Raw genomic sequence first — 11,986 nt, forward strand, 5'->3', positions numbered from 1 at the left:
GGAAAGTGGAGAAAACTCCGGGGCTTTGACTGCCTGGCCAAGGTCATCACCGGAGTGAAGTTCAAAGATGGAGAGGAGGTGTCAACAGCCGACCAGAGCGCTGCTTAATCTGGCTTTTTGAACACCAAAATTGACAATAACTCAATTTTTAACCCAAGGTATCGTAGAAAGGTACTGTTTGTTCTGGTGTGCAGAGAGTTGCCCACAGTATTTCACCAGTTGGCCCGGCAAAAGGAGAGCCTGATTGAGGAGGGGCACGTAATGCCGGATCATGTCCATATGATGATATCGATTCCGCCCAAATATGCTGCTTCCCTGGTGGTGGGATATATCAAAGGTAAAAGTGCTATTTACATTGCGAGGACCTACTCTGGCCAGCGTAGAAATTATGTAGGGCAACACTTCTGCGCGAGAGGTTACTTTGCGTCCACCGTTGGTCGTGATGAAAATGTGATCAGGGAGTATATTCGTCATCAGGAGAAGGAAGATCGGCGAGTAGAGCAACTGAACTTGGTATGAAGATATAGGCAGCCCCCTTTGGGGGCTCAGGGAGCGTTAGTTCCGTACAGACCGCTTTGAGCGGTTCACGATTAAGGCCGCCGGCTTTGCTGGTGGATATTTACTCTTAGTTTTATTTTCTGTTTTACCACATCAGATCATCGGGGATCTTGAAGTCAGCGTAAGGGTCGTCTTCGTTGTCTGGAGTGGTGGTCTCAGCCGGTTTCACCACGATATCACTATTGCGCTCGGCAATCTTGTCTGCAATCCCCCTGGGGACAAGGTCAAAACGTTCGTCCATCGCAACAATTACCAGTCTGCCAGCTATCAAGTGGTCGCGCAGTGCTTCTGTTACGTAAATTGTTTTAACCTTCTTGTCGAAGGTGAAGTTGTAGGCAGTTTCGCCATTGCCCTGTGTTTGGCGGTTATTGTCCACCAATTGCTTAATCTGTGCGGCGATGGCTTTCTGTCGGGCAGCGGCGTCACGTTGGGCATTTAAAGCGCGATCCCGTGCCATTTTATCGGTGCGGGCCTGCTGCACAACCACTTTGGTTTCATCGATTTGTGCTTCTTTGGACTTTTTGGCAACTTTTTGTTTCTTACGCTTTTCCTTACTGATTTGCTTGGCTTTCTTTTTGTCGACAAGCCCGGCTTGGAGCAGTTGGTCTTGAAGTGAAGCCATGGTGTGTTTCCCGTAATAATATGTTTAAACAACTTGTCCCGCCAAACCTGGAGGGAGAACTGATTGGTCAATTTTCAGCCAGGTTTGTTATCAGAGAGCTACCGCAGGTATTTTACCTGAACTTGACCGGGCTGCCGCACTGAATTTTTGTTCCGGGGGAGCTGTTTTTGGCGGAAAAGCATCTCCCGAGTAGCAAATATGCCACTCGCCGGCAAGATGGAATAGACTGCCCATTCAATGTGAAGTGGTTTTGCCACGGGCGTTCTCCATAGTGTTATAACCAGCAAGATCGACTCCGTTGCTGCGCCAAAACGATAAGCACTCTTCCAAGGCGTTGTGGTGATAATCGATATAATGGGCATCGGAGATCTGTGTTAGCGGCGGTACTATCTGCTCGGATTCACAGGTGGGCAGGTTGTTGGAGTGTCCAGTGCCTCTTTGATTCAGAGCGATCACATCGCCGTACTCTCGCAATGCCATAAACATCCCAAAGCGATAATTGACGGCCATAATGCCCGAGCCGCCGGGGTCTCCAGCCAAATAGACAATGGGCGGATGGGCTTTTTTTTCCAGTAGCAGGAAAGCGTAAATACTGAATGGTAATCGTGCGGCTTTTTTGGGTCTTGCGGTTTTCGGCTACTTGAAACGCTCCCTTGTATCCTTGTAAAACAGAAACCGAGTTTGAATACTATGCTCCCCGATATTGCCTAACAACTTGATATTGAACGCTTATTTTGCAGCAGCCAGTCACTCCGGCAGGGTGATAGCCCGCTAGCTGATGGGGTCAAAAGGACACCTCTTTTACTGCCCGTGGCATGGTATCGGCTTGTCCATTGGAGACTTTGGCCACAATTTCCTCGACACTGGCCGACTCGGTGCTGGCGCCACCGAGGGCTTTGAGCAGATCTCTGATCAGGGCAGTGACCTCCAGAGTCATTACCGAAAAATCCGCATCGAAACGCTGTGCCGCCCCATCGGCATCTGTGTTGTCGGCTTTTTCCAGCAGTTCACTGCTGAATTTGATACGTTTCAGGGAAAGCTGGTCGTCCACTAGGAATGCGATGCCGCCGCGCCAAACCAGCCCCAGTCTGTATACTTGCAGCCCGGCCAGCAGATGGTTTTGGATCTCTTGTGCGCAGAGGTCCTGATTCCTGCAGCGAATCACACTGCCGCTGTCTTTGGGATCGCGCAGTTCACACTCGTGGTCGAAATCAAACTGCGCTGGTGCCTGCGACGCGGCGAGCCAATGGGTCATGGCCTGCTGCGGCAGGTTTTTGGCGGCGAGAGGCACCACGGCGAGACTGCCGATGGCCTCGCGCAGGTGTTCCAATAACTCCTCTGCGGCAGAGGCGGAAGAGGCATTGATCACCACCCAATTGGATTGGGGGGCGAGGTAGGCATAGTGCAGGCGGGAGCGCGCGAAGGCCTGGGGGCGCATTTCCAGCAGCACCTCTTCCTTGAGGTTTTGCCGCTCCTTGCGCCCTACCTGGCGGGATTCCCTGTCACTGATGGCCTGTGCCAGCGCCTCCACTCTTTCATTGACCACTGCGGCAGGAATGACCTTCTCCTGCTTTTTGGCGCAAACCATGAGATAACCATTGGCGGCGTGCACGAGCTGGTTGCCGTGCCGGCCCAGTGGGGGTACCCACCCATATCGGGCAGAATCCTGACTTCCGCAGGGAACAAAGGCGTGCGGCTCCAGCAATTGGCTGAGTGTTTCGGCATCGAAGGTGAATTCTTTGGTTAAGCGATAAATACGAAGGTTTTTAAACCACATACATCCGGCCATCTGTTATGAGTTGCGTGTGCAAGCGCAATTATGCGAAAACAGGCGTGACACAGCCAGTGTAATCTTCCCGAATACCGGCCTGGTTATTTTTTGTACCGCCCCCCGGATTTGACCGGATTGCAGAGGGCGTCGGTGGGTAGGGCGGGACAATGGCGTGGTGTGAAAGCCGGGTCAACCGCGCGCCCTTTTCCAGGCAGGTGTCCTTTATTCGCCCTGGCAGTCGCCCAGGCCCTTGTGGTTTATTGGACTTTCTGATTATTGAGAATGCTGGCGATTGCCGGACCGGCATGCTTGTCAAAATCACTGGGGGTAAAGCCCAGTAGTCTCAATGCGGTTGCGGCCACCTGATTCTGATACAGAGTTGCGCCGCCGGAAGCCTCTCCGATGTGCTTGATATCCGGGCCCAGTGCTGCGATCCAGATCTCGTTGGAACCGGGTATCCCCTCCTGGTGCGGATGGTCCTTTTTGCCGAAGTACTGGGTGAGCGCCGGGCCGCTGGCATGGTGTGGCCAGGTTTCAGCCGTGTTGCCGCGCCCGTGGTCCACTGTGACAAGCAGGTTGGTGTTATCCCGGTAGCCCTCAAGGGTTTGCAGGGTATTCCACAGGTCCGCCAGGATGGCGTCGCTGCGATGAGCGGACTGCAGATGCTGGTGATACTGTTCATCGTGGGCGAAATCATCGGTCTCCCCTAGGGCGATGTAGAGCACTTTCGGTTTTTTCTGTATCAGGTATTCTTTCGCCAGGCCGTAGGTGAAGGCATCGGGGCGCACATCCTCCCAGAAAACCGGCAGTTGGCCTTGCAGGTCATTTAAAAACCGGGCGCGCACCGATACCTGTGGCCAGATGGCGGGTTCCAGCCCGGCATTGACAAAAATACCGCTGCGTTCCCGGTTTATGATGGCAGAAAAAACGCCCCAACTGCCAAACGCGGCAATATTTTTTTTGAAACGGGGTTTTGTTTGCAGCCATTCCAGAAAAGTGATATTGGCATTGGGTATGGCCTCATTGGAATTGATGTTCGGGTCGGCGCGTCCGGTGAGGATTTCGTTGTAGCCGGGGTAGGAAAACCACCAGTTATTGGTAACATTAGCATGGGACTCCTTGTTGCGGTTGCCGGCGAGTACCCCGTGTTTTTCTATCGTGCTCCATATAAACGGCAGGAGCTTTTGACGTTTTTCCCGCGCAGACTTTCCCCCAAATTGTTCGATCAGTCGGGCTTTGTTTTCGGTGTATTTGTCGTGTTGGATAAGCTCCGGATCGTAGCCGGAAAATACCTCCTGCCAGCGCAAACCGTCGATTGTCACCAACACCAGATGATCGGCAGCGTGGGCATGAGTGCAAAGTATCACCGCCAGCAGTGCTATCAATACTCTTTTCATTGAGTGTGTTTCCTGCGGGAATTGTGTCCGCTCTGATTTTTTGTCTTACCCAGGTATAGTGCTAGACCGCTTGTTGCTCGCCGGATTATTTCCCAAACATTCTGTTATGCTGGCTTTGGAACCGATTCAGAAGGCTATTGGTTAAGGATTGGGCGATCAAAGAGCACCCCCCCTTAACTGATTTGGCAGCGGTCCCTGAAGTACCCGCCTAGCTGTAAAAAATCCCTCTATCCCGGCGGTCCGCTCCAACCCGGGGTCGGCGGCGGGCGCTGTGTGACTTGGCCGATGTGCTTTCTCATAAATCCACAGAGACTGAGAGAGAGAGGGTGCGGGGTGCGCCGATCCAGGCGCCTCCGGATACCACGGTACCCAGATAATCTGCATCGAACAGATTGTTAATCACCAGGTTCAGGTTCACCGCAGTCAGCGCCGGGTTAATCTCTGTGAAGTTAATGCCGATGTAGGCATCGGTGGCGATATAGGCATCGGCCACCCAGGTATTGTTCGTATCCACATAGCGATCTCCGGTGAACTTGGTGGAAACACCGCCGGTCAACAGCGCTGAATTCCAGTCCAGGCCCACCACAAACAACTGCTCCGGGATACCGACGACCTTATTGCCGCGAGTGATACCCTGGGCTTCATCGACTGCAGTATCCCCGGAGCCGAGGTAGGTGGCATTGATCAGGGTATAGGAAGTGTAGAGATTGAAAGATTCCCCAAGGTCATAGTCCAGCAACAATTCCAGGCCAGTTGATTCGATACCACCGGCATTGAAGTAAGTGCCATTGGTGCCGATCAGGTAATTGGGGCCTGTGGTTGTATTGTTGTCCAGAAAAATAATCCGGTTTTTAAATTGGTTCTCGAAATAGGTGGCGGTAGCTGTGAAGCTATCCCCAGTGTAGCGCAGGCCGAGTTCAATGGTCTCGGAGGTTTCGGGGTCGATATTGTCCAGGTCCGAATCCGGACGTTCGAGCACACTGTCTCCGATTGCCTTAAAGTTCTCCGCGTATCCGGCAAACAGCTCTGCGTCCTCTAGTGGAGTTTCCCAGAGCAGTCCCGCGGAGATCAAAATATCGGAATCCGAATTGATACCCACATCGGGTGATGCGTCGAATAAATCCTCCCGCTTAACCTCCACAAAAAACTGCTTGGCCCCCAGTGTCAGTGTGAGTGCGTCGATAACCAGGGCATCTTGCAGATACCACTGGTGGGTTTCCTGAGGGTAGCTGCGGTCGTACTGCACCCAGTAAGGGGTCGCATCAAAATCGGCACCACGGGTGGCATCGGTGATTTTGTGCCAGTCGCGGTGCTCGTCACGAGTAGCGTCTTCGTACCAGAGACCACCGCGCAGCTCGTGCTCGTAGCCGGCGATCAGGCCGTTGTAAGTGAAGTCCAATGTCAGGCCGGTCCGTTCCTTTTTATAGTGGGTATGACGGTAGGACATAGCCGGGATAGCATTTGCCGGATAGCATACGGGATCATACTCCGGTCCCGACTGGCCGTAGATATTGACAACTGAAGAAATGCAGCCGTCTATGGGCATGAGTGCATTACCATTGGCATCCACATAGAAAATCTGTCCTGCCTGAAGGCCACCATAAGCGGTAGCGCCGCCGAGGAATTCCGACTGGCCTGCATTGCCATCATCGGTAATATCCACCAGATAGGGGGGAACCCAATCGCCGCGCCCCGAATTGGTGTGATGGTAGAGCCCGGCATGCAGGTTAAGGTTTTCCGTGAGATCGTACTCGAATTGCGAGTAGGCCAGCAGATTCTTACGCAGGGTAGACCAGCCGCGGCGGTAGAGCTGATCGATATAGGGGATGCCCGCCCATTCTCCACGCAAAAAGTCGTCTTCCGGGTATTCCTTAAACTGCGCCTCTGAATAAATACGCTGGTAATTGTCCTCGTGGACATCATCATAGGAAACGTAGGTTTTGACAGTACCGTTTTCCAGGGCTGTGACCAGTTTTGCGGCAATATGCTCGCGTTGGTTTTGCGCGGTTTCGGTGATCCAGTCAGTGGCTTCCTGGGTGGCGTAGGAGATCCACGCTGTGTTGTTACCGGCAAAGGTACCGGTGTCGAACCGATAGTAGAATCGCCGCGCGTCGAACTCGCCTGCGGAAAGCTCCATGCGGCTGCGGCGTGCGTCCTCTGGGTCTTGGCTGCGGTAATCAATGGTGCCACCCAGGGCATCCAGTGAGCGGGAGGCAATATCCGAGGTGCCCTGGGAAACCTCTATGGAGGCGAGGTTGGCGGGGTCGATAAAGCGGTTGGCCTTGGCGCCACCCCCATAGTTGGAACCGCCATTGGGGATACCATCAATGGTGGTGCCAATTTGCTGCTCATCCTGGCTGATGGTAAAGCCGCGCACACTGATATTGGTAGACCAGTCATCAAAGCCATAGGTATCCCCCTCGTTGACGGAAACACCGGGCAGGTTATCAATCAGCGCGTTGACACTGGTCATGGAGGACTGCTGTTTGCGCATGGCCTCAGATACTGCGCTGCTGTTAAAAGTGGTACCCGTACCCAGCACAACGACTTCCTCCAGCTGACCGTCGCCTGCCGGCTCAGCCAGCGATGGATTCGCGGCTATCAACGTGGTTAGGGAAATGGCAGAAGCCAGGTAGGTTTTTCTGGAATTCATCGGGGCACCCCTGTTGGTCGTATTTGGCAATTCGAAAGCCGGGTCATGTGTGCCCGGTCTGGTTTGCCCGGGTACATTGAAGCGTCTTGATGAACGGTGCATGACAGCCAAATGAAACTCTCTTGAAGGGCTTTTGAATAAGGTATATCCCCTTGATTGAGTGGGTAAAAAGAGCGGGGGTTGTCCTTTGCAGGCACAGGCCATTGCCACCGGGGCAAAAAGCTAGCGTTTTAAAGAGGTGGCACAATAGGAAAGGAAGATGGGCACAAATACCCAGGGCCGAGACAAGCTCGTTTTGAAACCTGATAATCCGGCAGGAAATTCGGTATCCCAGGGCTGGTTCTGACCAGCCCTGGCAACAGGGGTATCCTTAAGTCGCTAATTGGCAACCTTGAGGGATATCCCTGTGCATGCCTCTATGGCGGTCCAAAGAACACCGACGATCGCATTCCATACCTTCTCGATGGTCACAGCGAGCAGGCCACGCAGGGTCTTGGCAAAATTCAGGGCCATATCTTCCAAAGAGTCCAGAAAATAATCCCTTAAGTCTTCGTTGATTTCTCTGTTCAAAATGGCTTTGGTAATCAACTGCGTCTGCAGGGCCAGGGCCGACAACTGACGTTCTGAGAAACCGCGAATTTCAGTGATGTCGTGGGCGATGATGGCGGATGCTGTATCTTTGATTTTGGAGATCAGTTGGTTAACATCAAGTGACATGTGGAAATCCTCAGCGATTTAGAAACGATTCATAGGTGAGTGCCTGGTCCATGGAGATCAATACTTCATTCTTAAACAGCGCAACCGCACCGGTGTGAAGCCCCTTGTCTTCGTCCTCCTCGCGCATTCTGTTCAGGCTGATTGAAATCCTCTGCAGGCAGTTAACGCTGGGCGGTTGTTCCTCGAAGAGGATATTCGTCTCTGTGGCATTCAAATAGTGGTTGATCTTTTTTAAGGCGTCCCGATTGGGAATAGGGCGGGTATTCGATTGCATGGCCAATGCATCAATCCTGCCAATCAGTGCATGATAGTGCCCGTTTCTCTCTGGATAGGTGTTCTTATGGGTACCATGGGTCACTGAAGAGAAAAACTGCATGAGTTCGACATTGACCTCGGTGAGATCAGAATAGAGCTCAGCATCGTATCTGGGTGCCAGTTGGGTGCAACTGCTGACCAGGAGCGCCAGAAAGAGGGGTAGCGTCAGCGCTACCTTGGGATGGTTGGAATACATGGATACTTCCTTTGACTAAAGTGTATTTTCGGTATTTTTTTGAGGTGATCCGTTACCCGCAGATACCTCGGAGCAGGGATAATACCGCGAACTGCGGGGAGAGATATGCAAGCAATAAAAAAAGATGGCTTGGGTTATGAGGTTTTGTTTCTGTGGGCCAGAGCATGGAGCCCATAATAGAGTGGGCTCCACCGCATCATACAGGCTAGGGGTGGGTGAACTGAAGTCGGACTTTTTGAAGCCTCAAAAGATTTGTTGCGGCATCAAAACGTATGCGAGCGAGGTAATAACAGCTTTGGGTGTCGATGGGCCGGGCTGCCGTACTGATCGCTGCGGACCCATTGGGGTTGTCAAGGCTCGTATCGGTGGCGACTGTTGTGAAGGTGATGGCGCCACCGGCGAAGGCAGGCTGACATATTTCGAAAAGAAAAACCGCCATCATCGAATTGGGATCATTGTCAGACCACCACCACCTGAAAAACTGTAATATCCCGCCGTTAGGCAGATCCTCAACTTGCGCGTCGGCGAAGCGCTCGGTACCGAGACGACTGAGCTCAACCCCGTTACCAGCCGAGTACAGCCATTGTGAACCGGTGGTATCGACCCGGCCGATAAATTCCTTCGGTGAAACCGGTGAATAATCTGTGCTCCCAGATGGAAACAGCATGGCCTGGATATCGGGGTCAACAGATGGTGATGCGCCAGAATCCAGACTGTCCTCCCACTCAACGCCTGGCGCCATGTAGACGTTGTCTGCATTCCGCTCAAAGCCCATGGCTTCAAGGATGGCCGGGTCGGTCACGAGAATGTCACCGTTGGCAAGCGGTGCTTGAGCAGTAGCGGTGAGGCAGAAGCTTGTCGCAAGGGCACAGCCAAGCCATGTGGTTTTGAGGTGTTGTAGCATTTTGCAATCTTCCCTGATGTTGAAAAGTTGATCCCTAACATCCCCTCTGGAAACATGCGCTAGAATTGCCGGAAATTATCCTGGTGATGTCAGGTGTTTTACACAATGATGACAATTGTCTGCCAGAGACAAACAAAATAGTTATCAGTGTCGCCGGTACATATAATGCGATTTGATAACCAATACAGGCCTGGGTGTTTTCCCATAGATTTGGTACTTTTTTATCCAGAGGGGAGTGCCTTGTGCGAAATTTTTTTGCTTGAAACCAGCCGGTACACATTGCAGCATCACAATAGCATAGCTTTCCTTCCTTACAAGTTGTTTGCACGCAGACTTGCGCCTTTGCCTGTCGTTGGACGGTACTTCGACAACAGCAGAGGTTTTTCCAAAATGGACATACTCAAAATGTAAAGGTTTTAATCGCAACGATCTCCGGCGGGCATCATAGAGCTCTTTATTGTTATTAGAGTAAACTATCGCTATTCAATTCAAAGGTGTTTCTCATGATTTCCGAGGTCGAATCGGAAATCCGGGTTGAGGTTTTTTTAGAATTTGCAACCAAGCAAGAGTCATCGTTTGCAAGTCTGCGCTAGGGTGTTTTCGACGATGTCGGCGCCAGCACCTCAAAGGGCCGCATCATATCGTAGTCCTCGTGGGAGAGTAGGTGGCAGTGCCAGACATAGATGCCCTCGCGATCGAAGTGGGCGATGACCCGGGTGACCTGGCCCGGTAGGGCTATTACCGTGTCCTTGGGGCCGCGCTCCTCGGCGCGCGGCGGGAGTCGCTCCCCCGTAAGGGCTTCGATTTTCAGTCGGGCACCTTGGAAAGGCTTGTCGGTATGCAGGAATGCCTGGGATTTTGTAATCAGCTTGCCCTTGAAGGGTTGGCGATCGAGCACCTGAAACTCGACCAGGTGAATATGGATGGGGTGTGCGGATCTGGTGGGATTGTAGATCTCCCAGATTTCGACTGCGTTGTGCTCGACAATCTCCGTCGCGGGATCTTCAAAGAACAGAGAACCATCCTGCAGGGTGCCGAGCAACAGGAGGTTGCGACCGTAGGGATCATCCAGGCGGAAAGTAGCCAGCTGCCGCGTGCGGCTTGCCTGGGCTTCGCTCAACCTGTCGAGGGGGCGGCGCAGGGGCGTGTTGGTTGTGAGCCTCAGGTCCCCGATGGTTGCCCGTGGCTTACCCTTGGTGTTGGCAGATCCGGTGGCCGGGAGTACTTCAAATTGCAGTACCTGGCCGCTTGTTTGCGGATCCGTTGGCGGAGTGATACCGCCGCGGCCGTCGCTCAAAACACGGTTACCGCCCCGATTATACACCAGTGCGAGGGAGTTTTTGGGGTCCTGCGCCTCGACAAATCCTTTGAAGGGGACGTCGGGCCCAAGGTTACGCAATATAAGCTTGCGACCCGAATACTGGCTGAAGTCCAAAAGCACATCTGCGCGCTCCGCGGGGGCCAGTACCAACTCGGACAGCCGGACAGGGCGGTCGAGAAATCCGCCGTCGCCGCCGACCTGCACAAACGGGACATCGCCGTCGATTTTGAGCACAAGTGTGCGCGTGTCGGCGGCGTTTAACAGGCGCAGCCGATAAACGTGCGGGGAGACGCTGACCTTGGGCCAGGCCATACCGTTGACAACCATCACATTGCCGAAAAACTCATCCAGGTGCGAGGGGTTGGGCCAGTTGGCCTCTACAGTCCGGTTCAGAACCGGTGACGAAGGCTGGTCCTGCCAGCCGGGGAAATAGAGTTGCCCCTCTGCGGTAAATAATCGGTCTGCGATCGCGACTGGGATGGTGCGATGCGCGCTGGGCAGCAATTTCTCGTGAATCAGCCGGTCTTCGTTTTCGTCGCCGATCAGATAAAAGCCGAAGAGTCCGGCATAGTTGCTAAGGCGGGTCATACCCAAGGTATGGTCGTGGTACCAAATCGTGGCGGCATCCTGGGAGTTATCATAGTGATAGATTTTTTTCTTGAACAGGGGGCCAGTTTCTTTATAGCCCTGGGTGTACCAAGCGAGCGGATTGCCGTCACTCTCCCACTCGCTGTGGCCCCCATGCAGGTGGATCACGATGGGCACCGCATCCGGGTCCTTGGTACTGGCGAGATGGATGGAGCGGTCGACGGGAAAAAGATGGGGGCCCGAAAGTTCATTGAGCCACTGCACCGAAAATGGCCGGTCCGTGCGCGCTCGAAATGTGGGGCCCGGGGAGTGGACCCGCCCTGCGTACTCAAAGCCCCATACGGTCGTCATCAGGCGCTCGTCGTTTCCATCGCGCAGACCCATCCAAACAGGCCCGGACCGGACCGGCAGATCGACCGCAGCACCATCTTCGGGCAGGAGTTCGATGGGCCGTGGAAGCTCATTGACGAACTTCTTGATACCCATTGGATCGAGTAAAGTCACCGGGTTTGATTTATTGGCGGGTGGCGTTTCCACGCCGACAGCGGGGGTCACTGAGAGTGAGGCAAGAAGGACGCAGCAGAAAAATACCCGGCGCAATATTGCCTCAAAGCCCGTATGGCCTGTGTGCTTTTCAAGATAGCCTGCATGTACATTGGTGAAGCGTTTTACCCGAAGTGCCCTCGATCTTGATTTCTTTTTGACGGGTAATTCCTTAAGCCACCGCCTCTGTGTGACTGGAGCGAAGAGGGCTGTAAACATATTCGCTATTCCTAACTAAGGTTGTTTTTATCAATTGGGGGGTTGTGTCGGGTCATAATTTTATTGGCATTAAAGGGTTCAACCTGTTTGCATTGTAGTCTTCAATAATTGACCTGCTGTGTTTTTGGCGCAGTGTGCGAGACTTTCAAACCGGTAAACTGGAGGACAATCCGTAAAAAATA

10 protein-coding genes are annotated in these 11,986 nt (G+C 53.2%); 1 reads left to right on the forward strand and 9 read right to left on the reverse strand.

Going from position 1 to position 11,986, the window contains the following annotated elements:
- Positions 1–117 precede the first annotated feature (117 nt).
- On the forward strand, positions 118–519 hold the full coding sequence (gene tnpA / locus ACL7TT_RS18870) for an IS200/IS605 family transposase (RefSeq protein WP_413397764.1): 402 nt from the start codon (positions 118–120) through the stop codon (positions 517–519).
- A gap of 124 nt (positions 520–643) precedes the next feature.
- Here tnpA and ACL7TT_RS18875 read toward each other — a convergent pair whose 3' ends face one another.
- The 9 genes from ACL7TT_RS18875 to ACL7TT_RS18915 all read right to left on the reverse strand — a co-directional run bounded on the left by ACL7TT_RS18875 (position 644) and on the right by ACL7TT_RS18915 (position 11,804).
- On the reverse strand, positions 644–1,180 hold the full coding sequence (locus ACL7TT_RS18875) for a DUF2058 domain-containing protein (protein WP_413397765.1): 537 nt from the start codon (positions 1,178–1,180) through the stop codon (positions 644–646).
- Between the two features lie 234 nt (positions 1,181–1,414).
- The gene (locus ACL7TT_RS18880; protein WP_413397766.1) at positions 1,415–1,660 is read right to left on the reverse strand and encodes a hypothetical protein; all 246 of its coding nucleotides are present in this window, start codon (positions 1,658–1,660) and stop codon (positions 1,415–1,417) included.
- A gap of 304 nt (positions 1,661–1,964) precedes the next feature.
- Positions 1,965–2,957 (reverse strand): recombination-associated protein RdgC, encoded by a 993-nt coding sequence (gene rdgC / locus ACL7TT_RS18885; protein WP_413397767.1) that lies wholly within the window; start codon positions 2,955–2,957, stop codon positions 1,965–1,967.
- A 251-nt stretch (positions 2,958–3,208) separates the two neighbouring features.
- Positions 3,209–4,348, reverse strand: a complete 1,140-nt coding sequence (locus tag ACL7TT_RS18890) for an alkaline phosphatase family protein (RefSeq protein WP_413397768.1) — start codon at positions 4,346–4,348, stop codon at positions 3,209–3,211.
- 295 nt (positions 4,349–4,643) lie between these two features.
- Entirely contained in the window at positions 4,644–7,001 is a 2,358-nt protein-coding gene (locus ACL7TT_RS18895; RefSeq protein WP_413397769.1) for a TonB-dependent receptor domain-containing protein, read from the reverse strand.
- A 378-nt stretch (positions 7,002–7,379) separates the two neighbouring features.
- Complete coding sequence (locus ACL7TT_RS18900) at positions 7,380–7,718, reverse strand: hypothetical protein (RefSeq protein ID WP_413397770.1); 339 nt, start codon at positions 7,716–7,718, stop codon at positions 7,380–7,382.
- A 10-nt stretch (positions 7,719–7,728) separates the two neighbouring features.
- Positions 7,729–8,229: a hypothetical protein gene (locus ACL7TT_RS18905; protein ID WP_413397771.1), complete on the reverse strand. Its 501-nt coding sequence runs from the start codon at positions 8,227–8,229 to the stop codon at positions 7,729–7,731.
- Positions 8,230–8,434: 205 nt separating this feature from the next.
- A complete protein-coding gene (locus ACL7TT_RS18910; RefSeq protein ID WP_413397772.1) occupies positions 8,435–9,133 on the reverse strand; it encodes a hypothetical protein in 699 nt (232 codons plus the stop codon).
- A 589-nt stretch (positions 9,134–9,722) separates the two neighbouring features.
- Positions 9,723–11,804 carry a multicopper oxidase family protein gene (locus ACL7TT_RS18915; protein WP_413397773.1) on the reverse strand — a complete coding sequence of 694 codons (2,082 nt, stop codon included), beginning with the start codon at positions 11,802–11,804 and terminating at the stop codon, positions 9,723–9,725.
- Between the last annotated feature and the right edge of the window lie 182 nt (positions 11,805–11,986).

It is taken from the genome of Microbulbifer jejuensis, from assembly GCF_047289955.1.
Classification (GTDB): domain Bacteria; phylum Pseudomonadota; class Gammaproteobacteria; order Pseudomonadales; family Cellvibrionaceae; genus Microbulbifer.